This window comes from uncultured Formosa sp., assembly GCF_947500765.1.
GTDB lineage: Bacteria > Bacteroidota > Bacteroidia > Flavobacteriales > Flavobacteriaceae > Formosa.
Map to the genome: position 1 here is coordinate 472,792 of NZ_CANMTH010000002.1, position 17,303 is coordinate 490,094.

At 31.4% G+C, this 17,303-nt stretch carries 16 protein-coding genes; 3 read left to right on the plus strand and 13 right to left on the minus strand.

What is annotated here, in order from left to right; all coding sequences use genetic code 11:
• Nucleotides 1-13: 13 nt before the first annotated feature.
• Nucleotides 14-1,021, plus strand: a complete 1,008-nt coding sequence (gene lpxK / locus Q1B05_RS05150; protein ID WP_299778287.1) for a tetraacyldisaccharide 4'-kinase — start codon at nt 14-16, stop codon at nt 1,019-1,021.
• Here the strand turns inward: lpxK and Q1B05_RS05155 are convergent.
• From Q1B05_RS05155 to Q1B05_RS05200, 10 genes are all read right to left on the minus strand, one after another.
• A complete protein-coding gene (locus Q1B05_RS05155; RefSeq protein ID WP_299778289.1) occupies nt 1,018-3,246 on the minus strand; it encodes an ATP-binding protein in 2,229 nt (742 codons plus the stop codon). The two genes, lpxK and Q1B05_RS05155, sit on opposite strands and share 4 nt — an antisense overlap.
• A gap of 48 nt (nt 3,247-3,294) precedes the next feature.
• Complete coding sequence (gene gap, locus Q1B05_RS05160) at nt 3,295-4,290, minus strand: type I glyceraldehyde-3-phosphate dehydrogenase (protein WP_299778291.1); 996 nt, start codon at nt 4,288-4,290, stop codon at nt 3,295-3,297.
• Nucleotides 4,290-5,168 carry a lipoyl synthase gene (lipA, locus tag Q1B05_RS05165; RefSeq protein ID WP_299778293.1) on the minus strand — a complete coding sequence of 293 codons (879 nt, stop codon included), beginning with the start codon at nt 5,166-5,168 and terminating at the stop codon, nt 4,290-4,292. Before lipA ends, gap begins: the two co-directional genes overlap by 1 nt.
• A gap of 137 nt (nt 5,169-5,305) precedes the next feature.
• Nucleotides 5,306-5,854 (minus strand): RNA polymerase sigma factor, encoded by a 549-nt coding sequence (locus Q1B05_RS05170; protein WP_299778295.1) that lies wholly within the window; start codon nt 5,852-5,854, stop codon nt 5,306-5,308.
• On the minus strand, nt 5,845-6,957 hold the full coding sequence (locus Q1B05_RS05175) for a glycosyltransferase (protein WP_299778297.1): 1,113 nt from the start codon (nt 6,955-6,957) through the stop codon (nt 5,845-5,847). Before Q1B05_RS05175 ends, Q1B05_RS05170 begins: the two co-directional genes overlap by 10 nt.
• Nucleotides 6,958-6,965: 8 nt before the next feature.
• Nucleotides 6,966-7,169, minus strand: coding sequence for a membrane or secreted protein (locus Q1B05_RS05180; RefSeq protein WP_299778299.1), 204 nt, complete (start codon nt 7,167-7,169; stop codon nt 6,966-6,968).
• Between the two features lie 153 nt (nt 7,170-7,322).
• The gene (locus tag Q1B05_RS05185) at nt 7,323-8,126 is read right to left on the minus strand and encodes an anti-sigma factor (protein ID WP_299778301.1); all 804 of its coding nucleotides are present in this window, start codon (nt 8,124-8,126) and stop codon (nt 7,323-7,325) included.
• Between the two features lie 9 nt (nt 8,127-8,135).
• Nucleotides 8,136-8,669: a sigma-70 family RNA polymerase sigma factor gene (locus tag Q1B05_RS05190; protein ID WP_299778303.1), complete on the minus strand. Its 534-nt coding sequence runs from the start codon at nt 8,667-8,669 to the stop codon at nt 8,136-8,138.
• 69 nt (nt 8,670-8,738) lie between these two features.
• Complete coding sequence (gene murB / locus Q1B05_RS05195) at nt 8,739-9,752, minus strand: UDP-N-acetylmuramate dehydrogenase (RefSeq protein WP_299778305.1); 1,014 nt, start codon at nt 9,750-9,752, stop codon at nt 8,739-8,741.
• Complete coding sequence (locus Q1B05_RS05200; protein ID WP_299778307.1) at nt 9,752-10,942, minus strand: pyridoxal phosphate-dependent aminotransferase; 1,191 nt, start codon at nt 10,940-10,942, stop codon at nt 9,752-9,754. The genes murB and Q1B05_RS05200 overlap by 1 nt, the downstream gene beginning before the upstream one ends.
• 178 nt (nt 10,943-11,120) lie before the next feature.
• On the opposite strand from Q1B05_RS05200, the gene Q1B05_RS05205 reads away from it, so the two are divergent.
• Complete coding sequence (locus tag Q1B05_RS05205; RefSeq protein ID WP_299778309.1) at nt 11,121-12,374, plus strand: PDZ domain-containing protein; 1,254 nt, start codon at nt 11,121-11,123, stop codon at nt 12,372-12,374.
• Between the two features lie 63 nt (nt 12,375-12,437).
• Here the strand turns inward: Q1B05_RS05205 and Q1B05_RS05210 are convergent, their stop codons facing one another.
• On the minus strand, nt 12,438-12,827 hold the full coding sequence (locus Q1B05_RS05210) for a DUF1573 domain-containing protein (protein ID WP_299778311.1): 390 nt from the start codon (nt 12,825-12,827) through the stop codon (nt 12,438-12,440).
• A gap of 276 nt (nt 12,828-13,103) precedes the next feature.
• On the opposite strand from Q1B05_RS05210, the gene Q1B05_RS05215 reads away from it, so the two are divergent.
• Nucleotides 13,104-15,740: a valine--tRNA ligase gene (locus Q1B05_RS05215; protein WP_299778731.1), complete on the plus strand. Its 2,637-nt coding sequence runs from the start codon at nt 13,104-13,106 to the stop codon at nt 15,738-15,740.
• A gap of 176 nt (nt 15,741-15,916) precedes the next feature.
• On the opposite strand, the gene Q1B05_RS05220 is transcribed toward Q1B05_RS05215, so the two are convergent.
• Both Q1B05_RS05220 and Q1B05_RS05225 read right to left on the minus strand, forming a co-directional pair.
• Nucleotides 15,917-16,768, minus strand: a complete 852-nt coding sequence (locus tag Q1B05_RS05220; RefSeq protein WP_299778733.1) for a glycosyltransferase family 2 protein — start codon at nt 16,766-16,768, stop codon at nt 15,917-15,919.
• 2 nt (nt 16,769-16,770) lie between these two features.
• Nucleotides 16,771-17,292, minus strand: a complete 522-nt coding sequence (locus Q1B05_RS05225; protein ID WP_299778313.1) for a methyltransferase — start codon at nt 17,290-17,292, stop codon at nt 16,771-16,773.
• Nucleotides 17,293-17,303 lie beyond the last annotated feature (11 nt).

A 17,303-nucleotide genomic window follows, 5' to 3' on the forward strand; every position in this document is an offset into this window, starting at 1 on the left:
TACTTTCGTTACAATGAAATTATTGCGTTACATCTTCTTTCCAATCGTGCCTATTTATTATTGTATAACTTGGGTTCGAAATCTTTTATTCGATTTAGGTATTTTAACATCTACCTCGTATGATTTTCCTGTTATTTGTGTTGGTAATTTAAGTGTTGGTGGCACAGGAAAAACCCCAATGATTGAATATTTAATACGGTTATTAAAAGACGATTATAAAGTGGCTACTTTAAGTAGAGGGTATAAACGTAAGAGTGAAGGCTTCCAAATAGGGAAACCTGGAATTACAGCAGATGTTTTAGGTGATGAACCTTTTCAGTTTTATTCAAAATATGCAGATAAAGTTGCTGTTGCTGTAGATGCAAATAGGAGAGAAGGTATTGTTAAACTTAAGCAGTTACTGCCTAAAATAGATGTTGTGCTTTTAGATGATGCTTACCAGCACAGAAAAGTTAAAGCAGGGTTTAATATTTTACTTACCACATATTCTAATATTTATACTTCAGATATTGTTTTACCTACAGGAAATTTAAGAGAACCAAAAAAAGGAGCTAATCGTGCAGATATTATTATAGTAACTAAATGTCCTGTATTACTTTCGGATTCTGAAAAGAAAAAAATAACAGAAGCTATAAACCCTAAAACTCATCAACATGTGTTTTTTAGTGCTATAAAATATGCCGATTATATTATTTCTAATACCAAGAAATTGCTTTTGGCAGATGCTCCAAAATTCACTTTAGTTACAGGAATTGCTAATCCAGTGCCGTTAGTTGATTTTTTATCTGAGAAAGGGTTAGATTTTGAGCATTTAAACTTTAAAGATCATCATGATTTTACTCCAGAAGAATTGGATGTTTTTAAACAGAAATCATTTATAATTACTACTGAAAAAGATTTCATGCGTTTAAATCGGTATCCGTTTTTAGAAGATAAACTATTTTATTTAAGTATAGAGGCTGTTATAGATAATCCTTCATCTTTTAATCACACAGTGAAAACGTTTATATCTCGTTTTTAACCTTTACTATCTTTATTACCAATTACTGCACTGTATAATTTCTTTTCGAATTCGTCTTGTTTAAATGGTTTAGATATAATATCATCGAAACCAGCTTCTTCAAATTCCTGCATTTTATCTTCAATAGTAACGGCTGTAAGCGCAAATATATTAAGTTCTCTATCAAATGTCCTAATAATCTTAGTGGCTTCAATACCGCTTATGCCAGGCATGTGTATGTCCATTAAAACAACATCGTAATGATTGTTTTTAACCATATCTACAGCTTCTTCACCATTATCGACAATGTCACAATTAAGTTTCATTTTGGTAAGAATTTTATTTGTAATCATTTGGTTAATTTTGTTATCCTCAACAACCAAAATTTTAATATTACTTAATTCTATGTCTGTAACATTTTTAAAGTAATTTTTCTTTTGCTCAGGAAGAACTTCTTCTGTAGTATGTTTTAAAGGTATTTCAAAAATGAATATTGTTCCCTTATTCAGTTCACTTTTAAGATAAATTTTACCTTTAAGAATATCAATCAATCCTTTTACAATTGATAGACCAAGTCCTGTACCTCCGTATTTTCTATTAATTTGTATTGACCCTTGAGAGAAACTTTCAAACATATGTTTTTGCTTCTCTGTTGTGATTCCAATTCCGTTATCTTCAATTTCAAATTTCAAATTAAATATATCGTCGGACTGATCTAGTTTAATAACTCTAACCCAAATATCTCCATCTTTAGTGAACTTGATCGAGTTTCCTATTAAATTGATTAAGATTTGAGATAATTTAATTTGATCGGCTTTAAAGTGAAGCGGTATATCTGTATCGTATTCAAAATGAATTTTTACACCATTATCTATGGCAGAATTTTTTAATGCAGAAATGACATCAGAAATTTTCTTTCTTAAATCGAAAACTTCATATTCTACGTCTACTTTATTTGCTTCAATTTTATTAATTTGAAGGATATCGTTTATAAAGGTTAATAGGTAATCTCCAGAAAATTTAAGTGATTTTAAATGTTGTATCTGGTCTGGTTTAGGGTTTTCATCTAACAGCATATTTGTTAATCCTGTAACGGCATAAAGTGGCGTTCGTAACTCGTGAGTTACTGTAGATAAAAAGTTTGCTTTAGTCTTAGAAGCTAATTCGGCTTTCTCTTTAGCAAGTATTAATTCTGCATTTTTTTTATGCAGCATGTTGTTTGTTTTTAACCTAATGTTGTTGTTTTTGTAAAGCGATAAGGTTAGAAGAGACAGGATAGTGATAAGTGCTATACTTAAAATAGTTGCTAATTTATTTAGACTCTTATCAACTTTTAATTTCTGTAAATCGGCTTCTTTTTCCTTCTGAAACTCGGTTTGATTATCTAAAATAAATTTAGCACGTTTCTCAGGCGATAAATTTTTGTGTTTTATTTCAAGTAAAGATTGAGATAAAGTAATGTGATTTTTTAAATATTGAGTAGATACTTGATAATTACCTAGTTTCTCGTTTAATTCGCTTAAAATTAAATAACCATTACTTAATACGTCTGTAAAGTGATTGCTTTCTGCAATTAAAATTCCCTGATTTCCATATTTCAAAGCGTTATCATTTTCGTTTAAAAAATAATATACTTTCGCTTGATAAATCAAGGCACTACTTCTAATTTTTTTTAAATCGTAACGCTGTGCTAACGCTAAAGATTTATCCATGCGTTCTCTTGCTTTTCTATATTGTTTAAGTTCAATATAGGCTTTTCCTTGATTTAAAAGAACTTCTGCCTCGAATTCAGAAAGACCTTCTTGTTCGAATAACGATAATGATGCGATATAATATGTTAGTGCTTGTTCGTATTCTTTTAACGACATGTAGACATTTCCTAACGTTTTATAAGTTTCTGCAAGATTTACATTGTCTTTTGCAAAACGTTGAACTTCAATGGCTTTTGTAAGTGTTTTTAAAGCTTCATCATTGTCTTCAATAACGTATTCTAATTTCCCGATTTTAGAATAAATAAGACCAATACTTTTTTTGTTTTCTATGTTTTCTGCAAGTTTTAAAGCCTCTTCTAGCTTCTTTTTAGCAGGATAATAATTGTTGTTGTCTAAGTCGTATTGCGCTTGTGTAATGCGGTAATCTATAGTGTTTTGAATGGTTTCAGGGTCGTTGCTAACAGTTTCCTGAGCATTAAGACTAATGGTGAATAGTATAAGTATTCCTACTAAGTAGCTTTTAATGTTAATCATAAAATAATTCGATTATCGCGTAAACATTCTTTTACCCGTTAAAAGTAACTATTTTTCCGACAACTTGCCTATTAAATCGATAATTCTACTTGAATATCCTGTTTCATTATCATACCAACCAATAATTTTCACCATATTTCCAATAACAGAAGTCATTTGTGCATCAAAAATACAAGAATGTGGATTACCTACAATATCTATAGAAACTATTGGGTCTTCAGTGTATTCTAAGATTGATTTTAAATGTGTTTCTGAAGCGGCTTTAAAAGCGCGGTTTACATCTTCTATTGTCGCTGTTTTCTTTATATTGAATGTTATATCTGTTAGAGAACCATTAGCAACAGGTACGCGAATACCACAACCTCCAATAACATTAGATAGATTTGGAAAAATTTTAGTTAATGCTTTTGCAGCTCCAGTTGTGGTAGGGACAATAGATTGTCCTGCAGCCCGTGCACGACGTAAATCACGATGTGGCTGATCGTGTAAACTCTGATCTGTTGTGTAAGAATGAATTGTAGTAATGTATGCTTGTTCAATACCAAATAGATCGTTAATAACGGCCATCATTGGTGCTGCATTATTTGTTGTACAAGAAGCATTAGAAATGATTTTTTCACTACCATCAATCAAATAATCATTAACACCTAATACAATTGTTTTAATATCATCCTCAGGAGCAGGTACACTTAATATAACACGATTTGCACCATTTTTTATGTGATGTTGTAAAACGTCTTTTGTCTTAAATTTACCAGTAGATTCTATAACAAAATCTACTTGGTAAGGCTCCCAATTTATGTATTGGGGATGTGTTTCATTTAATAATGGAATATGAACATTGTTTACTACAATATTATTTCCTTTATAAGTTACAGGCTTATTTAAAATACCATGAATACTATCGTATTTAAGCAGATGACTTAACGTATAGGCATCTGCTAAATCGTTTATAGCAACTACGTTAATATTAGGATGATCTTGAAGGAGTCTAAAAACACGACGTCCAATACGACCAAAACCATTTATGGCTACATTAATCATTAGTTAATGTGTTTCTGTGCTTTGTAAGAAGAACGTACTAAAGAGCTGCTTTCAACATGTCTAAAACCTAATTCTAAACCAATTTTTTCATATTCAGCAAATTGATCTGGAGTAATAAAACTTTGTACAGGTAAATGTTTTTTACTAGGTTGTAAATATTGACCAATAGTAACAATATCTACATCATTGGCTTTTAAATCGTGAAGTGTTTCTATAACTTCTTCACGTGTTTCACCAAGACCTAACATAATTCCAGATTTTGTTCTACGTTGTCCTTTAGATTTTAAATATTTTAAAACACCTAAACTACGATCGTATTTTGCTTGAATCCGTACATCACGTGTTAAACGTCTTACGGTTTCTATATTGTGAGATACCACTTCTGGTGCAACTTCAATAATACGATCAATATGTTTTTCTACCCCTTGAAAATCAGGAATAAGTGTTTCTAAAGTTGTATTCGGGTTCATACGTCGAACAGATTTAACGGTTTCGGCCCACATAATACTCCCCATATCTTTTAAATCGTCGCGATCTACACTAGTAAGAACGGCATGATTTATTTTCATTAATTTAATAGAGCGAGCTACTTTTTCAGGTTCGTCCCAATCTACAGTTTCTGGCCTACCGGTTTTTACACCACAAAACCCACAAGATCGAGTGCAAACATTTCCTAAAATCATAAATGTTGCAGTACCTTCTCCCCAGCATTCTCCCATATTTGGGCAACTACCAGATGTACATATTGTGTTTAAACTATATTTATCTACAAGACTTCTTAGTTCGGTATACTTTTTTCCTGTTGGTAATTTTACACGTAACCATTTTGGTTTTGGAAGACGTTCAGGTAAAATATTTGAAGCAGTTTCTGTATTCATGAATTTTTTCTTTTCGATAAGCAAATATACAAAGTAAAATTTTAAAAGTATGCTATAAAGACGTTGGATGATAAACTCGGAAATCGACTTAAAATAGAAGTTTGTTTGAACGTTTTTTAATACTGATTTTTTAGAAGTTATTCATTTTGAATAATTTCTGAAAGTAATTTTTTAGCTCGAAGCAGTTTAACTTTTACATTATTGATAGGCTCCTTAAGTTCGTTGGAAATTTCTTTATAAGTTAATTCTTGAAAATAGCGAAGATTGATCACTTCTTGGTAATGAGGTTTTAATTTTTTGATGTCTCTAAGAAGTTTTGCTAAATTTTGATCGGTGATAATTTTATCTTCAGCGGAAGGGGATTCGTCTAAAACTTGATTGAGAGTGTTTGCATCTTCATTTGAAATCTGCCTGGAAATAGAACTTTTTTCTTTCCGAAGTAAATCAATATGAAGGTTTTTAGAAATAGTTATTAGCCATGTTTTAAAAACAAATTCATCATTATATGTTTCAATTCTATCAAAAGCTTTAGAAAATGTTTGAATAGTAATGTCTTCTGCATCGTTCTCATTTCCGATACGTTTTAACTGAAACCCATAGACATCATCCCAATACGTGTGAAGCAAAAAATTGAATGCTTTTTGATCGTTTTCTTTGGCTTTATGTATGGCGTTTTTTATTTCCAAGTACGAGGTTTTGATATCTTATTTGATATAAATATAGCTAATTGTGTTAGAATAATGAAAATTTCTAGTATTGGGATTAGAAATACTAAATCAGTTTCGTTTAATTTTTTAGCTGTTTTACCAATAATAGTCCACTGTACAAGAATGCGTAAAACAAATAAGCTAGCTACAATTTCCCAATTAAATAAGTAAGACAGTAAAAATATACCTGTACTCCAAAATAAAAGTTGAGATATATAATATAAACCTAATAAAAATTGATGACTTTTTTTATAGTGATTAGCGGTAGATACATGTCTGCGTTTTTGTCTTAACCAAGCTCCAACTGTTTTTTTAGGAACAGATTCTGTGAAACTTTCTGGAGAATAACACAAAGCGGTATTTTTACTTGTGGCCATTTGGTTTACAAATAAATCGTCATCGCCAGAACGTACATTCATGTGGTTAATAAAACCGTTGGCTTCAAAAAATAAAGTTTTTGTATAGGCTAGATTACGTCCTACGCCCATGTATGGAATACCCATGTTTGCATAAGAAAAATATTGAGAAGCGGTTAAAACAGTTTCAAATCTAATTAATTTATTTAGGAAGGAATTCTTAATTTTAGAATAAGCTCCATAACCTAAAATTATAGATTTATTGTCTCCAAATGCCGCTGCCATTTCTGAAATCCAAGTATTAGATACCGGTTTGCAATCTGCATCTATAAATAATAAATGGTCATGTTTTGCTGCTTTTATACCAAGGGTTAAAGCATATTTTTTATTCGCCCAAAAGGCTTCAGTATTCTTTACATCAACAATTTTAATAGTATTAAACTGTTCTGCAAAATCTTCAATTACACTTAAGGTTTCATCACTAGACGCATCATTAATTAAAACGATTTGAAAGTTAGGGTAATCCTGATTTAAGATTGAAGGTATAAACTGTTTTAAATTTTCTTCTTCATTTTTAGCACACACAATAACAGAAATAGGAATAGCTGTTTTTTGGGCTTGTCTAGGTTTTAGAAATGCAAATGATCTAAGAAAAATTAAATAATAAAATAACTGTATAAAGACAATTGCTACAAAAATGTAGAAAATAATGTCAAGTGCAACCATGAATAAACTTAAGAGTGTTGGGGTTCGCTACAGTCTTTGTATTGTTCAGGAGTTTTTCCACAAAATCCACAAGCTTCACCAGATTGGTTTAAGGCAGGGTTTTGGCTTGCACAAGTTCCAGCAAATTTACCATCTTTTTTTGCCCATAATTTTATGGCTATTCCTGCAATTCCAACTCCTAATAAAACTAATGTTATAAGAAATAATTTCATAACTGTATATTTAATTGAATAGGCTACATCTTTAAAGTAATTTTAGAGTAACGTATATTTGACAAAGGTACTATAATTTGATAAAATAGTGAAAAAAGAAAGCCTCACTTTATCTATAAAAGTGAGGCTTGTTTAAAGTATGTTTTGTTGCGATTAATCTCTACTTTTTAATGCAATTTCTGCAACCGAATTTTCTAAAGAAGCATTAGTATTACCGCCTTTAGGCTCTATAGTTATATTTAAACCTAGCGCATTTTCTGTATACGGAATTGATTGTAACTGTTTATCTGTTTCGTCTAAAATACCTAAATTCACCATTTTACCATTTAATTCGGCCCATATTTGGTAGCATTGTTCTTTAGGAAGTTCAGGAAGTGAAACCACATCAATCATAGATGTTTTTTCTTTTGGGTTTATGTAAGCAACCGTTTTTAAATTCTTAGCTCTATTATTTCCCTTGATAATGTATCTCTCGGTTTCAGTATTGTTTAATTGTTTGAACTGAGACATAATATCGTCTAATCTTTGATTATTTTGCTGAATGTCGCTTCTTAAATCAAATATTTCATCTACAACTACTTGGTTTTCTCGCTTTAAATCTAAGTTTTTAGTATAAAAGAAAACGGAAGCACATGCAAATAAAGCGGCAACTATACTGGCAGCAACCGTAAACCTATATGATGGTTTTGTAGTGTGTAACTGAGGTTGTAATTTAATTACTGGATTTTCGTTATCTATAGTATTTAATACGTTATTTAATATAGAAGTAGGCGCTTCAACAGCGTGGTATTTAGATATAATTTCTAAATTATATTGTAATTTATTATATGCGTGTTCTACTTCTGGAAATTTTGAGATGTAGTTTTCAACTAATTCTGTTTCTTTAGAAGAGGTTTCTCCTATGGTGTATTTTTCTAAAAGATCAGAATTTAAAAATGTAGTTATTTTATCATTCATGATTATAATTTATTCGGGATCGTAAATCTTTTTCAGTTCACGAAGTCCTATTTTTAATCTTGATTTTATGGTACCTAACGGAATGTTTAATTCGTCGCTAGCCTCCTGCTGCGTCATGCCTTCAAAGAATAGTGCATTAAGTACAATATTGTACTTTGGATCTATAGACCTTAGGTGTTTTTGAATATCCATGACATCCTGATTTAAACCTTCAGCCGATATTTTATATACGTTAGAATCTTCTATTTGGACTTCCTTATTTTCTTTATTTGAAAGCGATCTTATTTTATCTATTGCTGTATTATATGCAATTCTATATAGCCATGTAAATAATTTGGCTTTACTTGGGTCGTAAGATTTTGCTTTTTTCCAAACTTTAATAAAGCTCTCTTGTAGTACATCTTGAGCTAAGTCGGGGTCTGTTATCACTTTAGAAATTACTCCTAGAAGTGCATCGGCATAATGTTGATATAGTAAAGTAAGAGCCTTTTTGTCTCCATGCTTTAATAGCCCAACAATTTCCTGTTCAATAGGTGTAATCAAAATAATAGCGTTTAGTTAGTTTAATCACAATAGGATGTAATTAATCAAAGTTAGATAAATTATTGCTAATTATAAGATATTAACCTCGGATTCGATAGTAATATTAAAGATTCGTTGAATTGTTTGTTGAATTATGGTAGAAAGTTTTAAAATATCGTAACCCGTAGCTCCACCGTAATTCACTAAAACTAAGGCTTGATTTTTATGAACACCATAATTACCCAAACGTTTTCCCTTAAAACCAGCTTTTTCAATAAGCCAACCCGCAGGAATTTTAACTTCGGTTTCCGAAACCGGGTAACTTGGAAGGTCTGGAAACTGTTTTAAGGTCTCAAGATAAACAGATTTATCGACCACAGGATTTTTGAAAAAACTACCACTATTTCCAATCTTTTTGGGGTCGGGTAATTTACTTTTTCTAATTGCAATTACGGCATTAGAAACCTCCTGAATTGTTGGTTCTGTAACTTGCATAGCTTCTAGTTCTGCAATAATAGCTCCGTAATTGGTATGTAATGTATGGTTTTTTGTAGTCAGTTTAAAAGTTACTGATGTAATGATATACTGACCTTTAGCACGATGTTTGAAAATAGAATTCCTATAACCAAATTCACACGCTTCTTTTTTAAATACCGTTATGGCTTTAGTTTTTAGATTAATGGCTTCACAAGATTCAAAAATATCTTTTAATTCTACGCCATAAGCACCAATATTTTGAATAGGAGAGGTGCCTACATTTCCAGGAATTAAAGACATGTTTTCAAGTCCACCAAAATTATGACTCAAGGTCCAAAGCACAAATTCGTGCCAATTTTCACCAGCATTTGCTTTCACTAAAACGGTATCGTCTGTTTTAGATATAATTGAAATTCCTTTTAATCGTATAAGAATAACTAAAGCATCTACATCTTTAGTTAATAAAATATTACTTCCGCCACCTAAAATTAATTTTTCAGGATACTCTTTAAGCGCCAAAACCTTTTCTAAATCTTCTAGATTAGATATTGTTACAAAATGTTTTGCAACAACATCTATTCCAAAAGTATTGTATGGTTTTAAAGATACATTGTGTTGTATTTTCACTAGTCTTTATAAACTTTTAAAGCTTCTTTTAATAATGTAACAGCTTTAATTAAACTTTCTTTATTTAAAACGTAAGCAATTCTAATTTGGTTTAAACCTACACCTGGAGTAGAATAAAATCCAGCAGCAGGAGCAACCATTACGGTTTCCTTATCAATGTCAAATTCTTCTAATAGCCATTTTGCAAATTTATCAGAGTTTTTAATAGGCAATTCTACAATACAATAAAATGCACCTTTTGGAACTCCTATTTTAACACCGTCTATTTTTTCTAATTCAGAAATTAAAGTATTTCTACGACCAAGGTATTCTGTTTTAACTTCGTCAAAATAGCTTTGTGGTGTGTCTAAAGCGGCTTCACTAGCAATTTGTGCTAATGTTGGTGGGCTTAATCGTGCTTGAGCAAATTTTAAAGCGGTTTTTATAACTGCTTTGTTTCTAGAAACAAGACAACCAATTCTAGCGCCACACATGCTGTAACGTTTAGATACAGAATCAATCATAATGGCATAGTCTTCTAAGCCATCAATAGACATGATAGAATGATGTTCTACACCGTCGTAAGTAAACTCTCTATAAACTTCGTCTGCAATTAAAAACAAATCGTGTTTTTTAACTAATTCAGCCAATTGAAGAATTTCTTCTTTAGAGTATAAATAACCTGTAGGATTTCCTGGGTTACAAATTAAGATTGCTTTTGTTTTAGGCGTAATTAATTTCTCGAATTCAGAAATTGGAGGTAACGCAAAATTATCTTCAATTTTAGAAATCACAGGAACTACATTTACTCCAGAAGCAGTAGAGAATCCGTTGTAATTTGCATAGAACGGTTCGGGGATAATAATTTCATCATCGGTATCCATAATGCTTCCAAAAGCAAAAAGCAAGGCTTCACTTCCTCCGGTAGTTACAATAATATCGTCGTGCTTTACTTCAATATTATTTTTATGATAGTAATTCGCAATCTTAGTTCTGTATTGTTCAGAACCTTCAGAACGGGAATATTCTAATGTTGTTAAGGTATTATTTTTTACCGCATCTAAAGCGATTTGAGGTGTTTTAATATCAGGTTGACCAATATTTAAATGATACACTTTTTTTCCGGCTTTGTAAGCTTTCTCAGAGTAAGGAACCAATTTACGAATTGGAGATTCGGGCATGTTCTGGCCTTTGTTAGATATTCTTGGCATAGTATAAAATTTGTTATGACAAAGTTGAGGAATTTTCTTTAAAAAGGTTTAAAAATGATGTTATAAAATAAATACGTAAATTGATATCAGCGAATTTTACGAATTCATGAAAAATTTATGCCTTTTTTTGATTTTTATGTGTTTTGTGAGCCTTTCTGGGTTTTCGCAAACAGGCTTTATGCTTCAGAAAAAAAAGAAGTTCGATAAAATAAATTTTAAACTCATTAATAATTTAATAATAATTCCTGTAGAAGTAAACGGTGTAGCGTTGTCCTTTATTTTAGATACTGGAGTTTCTAAACCTATAGTTTTTAGTTTTTTTAATGAAAAAGACACGCTTCAAATAAAGAATACAGAGGCCTTTTTTTTACAAGGTCTTGGAGATGGCACATCGTTTGAAGCCTTGAAATCTAAGAATAATGTTTTTAAAATAGGAGCAGCTATAAATTTAAATCAAGACATGTATGCCATTCATGATGCTAATTTAAATTTTACACCTCAATTAGGAATTCCAATACACGGTATAATTGGTTTCGATTTATTTAAAGATTTTATTATCGAAATAAATTATGCTTCTAAATATATTAAATTAAATAATCCTGATTCTTATCGTTACAAAAAATGTAAAAAATGCGAAACAGTAAATCTAGAATTTTATAATAATAAACCGTATTTAAATGCAGAAATTAAATTGAATGACACTAACATTCCTGTAAAATTATTAATTGATTCAGGTGGAAGCGATGCATTGTGGTTGTTTGAAGATAAAGCGTTAGGGGTATATGAATATAAGCACTATTTTAAAGATTTTTTAGGAAGAGGGTTAAGCGGAAGCGTTTATGGCAAGCGTTCTAAAATTCAGGAACTTAATATCAAGTCGTTTACATTAAAAACTGTAAATGTAGCATATCCAGATTCTATAGCCATACAATTAGCTAAGCGTGTAGAAGATAGAAATGGTAGTATTTCAGGAAATGTATTAAAACGGTTTAATATGATTGTAGATTATAGAAATGCACGATTTACTTTAAAAAAGAATAAATTTTATAAAGATGATTTTGCTTATAATAAAAGTGGGATAGAATTAGAATATCGTGGAGATTTAATCGTAAAAGAAGAACATGGTTATGCTTCTAATGCGTTTTCAGATAGAGAGATGGATATAAGTGTTGCATTAACTCCAAGTTATAGCTATGTCATTAAGCCTGCTTTTGTAATTGTAGAATTAAGACAAGATTCTCCCGCAGCACGTTCAGGGTTAATGATTGGAGATGTAATTTTAAAAATAAATAAAAAACGTGCATATCAATATAAACTGCAGGATATTATTAGTGTGTTCTATGGTCGAGAAGGCGATCGGGTTAACGCTATAGTAGATAGAAATGGTACTGTTTTAAAGTTTACGTTTAAATTAGAATCTCCTCTAAAATAAAACCCCTTGAGTATGAGCTCAAGGGGTTTTATGTGTGTGTAAAGAAAAACGTTCTCTGTTTTTCTATTTTGTTTTACTAGGATCAATAACTTCTCCTTTTATTTTTAATGCTACAGTTGGTGTTTCTGCATTAGACATAACAGTAATTGTTTTTCTAATAGGCATTACACGGTTTGTATCATATTTTACTGAAATTTCTCCAGTTTCGCCAGGCATAATAGGTCCTTCTGGTTTTTTAGGTACTGTACAACCGCAACTAGATGTTACTTTAGAAACAATAAGTGGTGCATCTCCAGTGTTTGTAAATTCAAATACACGAACACCATCGGCTCCTTTATTTATAGTCCCGTAGTCAATAGTATCAGATTTAAACTCGATTTTAGCAACTTTATCTTGTGCTTGAATAGAGAAACTTATTAATCCAATAAATAAAATAGTTATAAATTGTTTCATGATATTGTATTTTTTATTTGTTGTAAACGTAAATACTTTTTATTCAGTATGCAAAATTTTTAGATGTATTACTTACGCATTAACATTATATTAAGATTTGCTAATCTATAAACTTACAATATAATTTCACATCAAAAGAAATATAAGTACTTTTGCATCTTATGTTCAAAAACTATTCCAAAGTAATAAAATGAACTTAAAATAATAGATTTAAATAACTATTTATTAGGTTTCATTTTTTTATTTTAAGCAATACAAAGACTCAAAATTATGCCGATGGATATTCCTTCAAAATATGATGCAAATTCAGTAGAAAGTAAATGGTACGATTACTGGATGAAAAATAATTATTTTCATTCAACACCAGATGATAGAGAACCGTATACCATTGTAATCCCTCCACCAAATGTTACAGGTGTGTTGCATATGGGACACATGTTAAACAATACCATTCAAGATGTATTGGTACGCCGCGCACGTTTATTAGGTAAAAATGCTTGCTGGGTTCCTGGAACAGATCATGCTTCTATTGCTACCGAGGCGAAAGTAGTTGCCAAATTAAAAGAGCAAGGCATAGATAAAAACGATCTTACTCGCGATGAATTTTTAGCACATGCTTGGGAGTGGACAGAAGAGTACGGAGGTGTGATTCTTGAACAACTTAAAAAATTAGGATGTTCTTGCGATTGGGATAGAACGAAATTTACAATGGACGACGATATGTCTGAAGCTGTAATTAAAGTGTTTGTCGATTTACATAACAAAGGCTTAATTTACCGTGGTTACCGTATGGTAAACTGGGATCCGGAAGCACAAACAACCTTGTCTGACGAAGAAGTGATTCACGAAGAGCGTCAAGGGAATTTATATTACATTAAGTATAATATTGAAGATAGCGACGATACGTTAACAATTGCTACCACACGTCCTGAAACGATTTTTGGAGATTCAGCAATTTGTATTAACCCGAACGATGAACGTTTTACACATTTAAAAGGAAAGAAAGCAATTGTGCCAATATGTAATCGTGTGGTGCCTATTATTGAAGACGAATATGTCGATTTAGAATTTGGTACTGGATGTTTAAAAGTAACGCCTGCTCACGATGAAAACGATAAGAATTTAGGCGATAAGCACAATTTAGAAGTTATCGATATTTTTAATGCAGATGCAACTTTAAATAGTTTCGGATTGCAATTTCAAGGTCAAGATCGTTTTGAAGCAAGAAAAACAGTCGCAAAAGAACTTGATGCTTTAGGTGTTTTAGAAAAAACTGAAGTTCACGTTAATAAAGTAGGAACGTCTGAACGTACAAAAGCAGTTATCGAGCCACGATTAAGCGACCAATGGTTCTTAAAAATGGAAGATTTAGTAAAGCCAGCTATCGAAGCTGTTTTAGGAGAAAATGCTGAAATCAAATTATTTCCAAAGAAATTTGAAAACACTTACCGTCACTGGTTAGAGAATATTCGCGATTGGAATATTTCTCGTCAGTTATTATGGGGACAACAAATTCCTGCATATTTCTATGGTGATGGAAAAGAAGATTTTGTAGTTGCAGAATCTATTGAAAAGGCAGTAGCATTAGCTCAAGAAAAAACGGGTAAAACCGATTTAAAAGCTGAAGATTTAAAACAAGATACAGATGCTTTAGATACATGGTTCTCGTCTTGGTTGTGGCCAATGAGTGTATTCGACGGTATTCGCAATCCTGAGAATGAAGAAATCAAGTATTACTATCCAACTAATGATTTAGTAACAGGTCCAGATATTTTATTTTTCTGGGTTGCTAGAATGATTATTGCTGGTTACGAATACAAGGACGAAAAACCATTTAATAACGTATATTTAACTGGTTTGGTTCGCGATAAGCAACGTCGTAAAATGAGTAAATCTTTAGGAAACTCTCCAGACGCTTTAAAATTAATTAGTGATTACAGTGCAGATGGTGTACGTGTTGGTTTATTGTTGAGTAGTGCGGCTGGAAACGATTTAATGTTCGATGAAGCACTTTGCCAACAAGGAAAAGCATTCGGAAATAAAATTTGGAATGCCTTTAACTTAACCAATATTTGGGAAGTTAGTGATGCTATCGAGCAACCACAATCTAGTAAAATAGCTTTAGAATGGTACGACGCTAAGTTTCAAGATGCTTTAATAGAAATTGAAGACCATTTTAGTAAATATCGTTTAAGTGATGCTTTAATGAGTATTTATAAATTGATTTATGATGATTTCTGCGGATGGTTATTAGAAATTGTAAAACCAGCGTATCAGCAACCAATCGATGCTAAAACGTACAATAATGTAATGGCTTGTTTTGAAGATAATTTAAAAATTCTTCATCCGTTTATGCCGTTTTTAACTGAAGATATTTGGCAATATATTGCAGAACGTACTCCAGAAGAAGCATTAATAGTTGCAAAATGGCCTGTGGCGAAAGCAATAAATAAAGACTTAATTTCTCAATTTGAATTTGCATCTGAAGTCATTTCAGGAATTAGAACAGTACGTAAAGACAAGAATATTGCATTTAAAGATGCTATTGGTTTTTCTGCAATTAATCATGAAAATGCAAATACTGATTTTGATACTGTAATTGCTAAATTAGGAAATCTTGAAGCTATTGAATATGTGTCTGAACCTGTAGAAGGCGCAATGACGTTTAGAGTAAAATCTAATGAATATTTTATTCCTATGGAAGGTGCAATAGACGTTGAAGCAGAACTTAAAAAGCTATCAGAAGAATTAAAATACACAGAAGGTTTCTTAAAATCTGTTCAAAAGAAGTTATCTAACGAACGTTTTGTCGCAGGTGCTCCAGAGCAAGTTATCGCTAACGAACGTAAAAAAGAAGCAGATGCTATAGCTAAAATTGAAACATTACAATCTAGTTTAGCCAGTTTAAAGTAAATAGGTTACTCTGTAATAATTACACAGAGTCTCATTATAAAAAACACCTCAGTAGATTTTGCTGAGGTGTTTTTTTATAAATTTTAAATTACCTTGTCATTCCGACGATAGGAGGGATCTCGTCTTCAAATTTTAGAACTTACACTTTATTAACTCTATTTTACATGTTTCTTTTATTAGAATCCAAATTTCTTCAACATGCCATTCCATCGTAATTTTCTAATAAAATCACCTTGTTCGGGAGTTACTAAGGGGGTAATGTTTTCTTTTTTAGCTTTAAAATAGCCAGACATATAATCATTAAATAATCGGATGTTTTTCTTTTTCATCGCTAATTTAAAAGCAGAAATGGCTGTGATAGAAAATCCGTAGCGCATTTTATACATGGCTTCACCTTGCATGTATTTAGAGCTTTTATTATAACTCGCGCCAGTTGGTTTTAAATGCTTAACGTGTAATGATTTGTCTGTGAGAATTTCCCAATGATAATACTTTGCTAGTAATTCATCAATAGTATCCCAACCCATGGCTGGTTTTAATTTTCCAATATCAAGAAAGCATTCTTTTCTATAGGATTTTAATGCACCACGAATATGATCTTTATTGGTTAAATCTTCTAGAATCCAATTCTTATCTTTTTGGATATAACAAAATCCAGCAGCCATACCTAATTTTAAATTGGCTTTAAAATGATTAGAAATCGTTTCTAAATAGTTTTCAGGAAAGATTAAATCGGCATCAAATTTGCACATGATGTCGTAGTTGTCATCTAATGTTTCTAAGCCTTTGTAAAAGGCGTTTATAATTTTAGATCCTGGTAAATGTTTATTGGAAGATTTTACATTTACAATAGAAATCCAAGAGTATTTTTCAATATATGTTTCAACTATAGTTTTTGTATCATCTGTAGAATGATCGTTTACTACTACTACTTTTTTTGGTAAAAACGTTTGCTGACTTAAGGATTCTAAGGTTAATCCAATAGAGTCGGCTTCATTATGAGCGGGTATGACAATATAGAAATTCAACATTATATACGTTCTGCATATACAATATAGTAACGCGGTATAAAGCGTCTTAGAATAGGGCGTATTCCAATTTTATTTGTAGGATTAGTCCATTTATGACGGGCTTTAATTTGCCAGCCAGCTTTTTCAAGTAACCAATCGAATTGCCAGTCCTCGAACTCATGGTAATGTCTGTCTCGCATATCGGTTTTACTTCTATAAGCTTCAGCAAACCATAGTTTAAGTGGTACACTTGCTACCAATTTATTAGCTTTAATATCTTTTAAAACAGTAAAAGGAGATAGTAGATGTTCGAAAATTTCGAAAGCAGTTACAACATCTGCATTAGAGTTTTTTAATGCAGAGGTGTCTATATCTAAATCTTCACCAGAAGTGTTTTTAACATTAAAACCGTGCTCTTCCATTACTTTAGTAAATGGGTTTACAACACCTAAATCTAAAAGATTAGATTCTTTTTGTATGTGTTGCTCTAAGAATTCAATGGTGTTTTTATATCGCTTATGCGGAAAATGACTTTCGTACATGGTGTTCTATT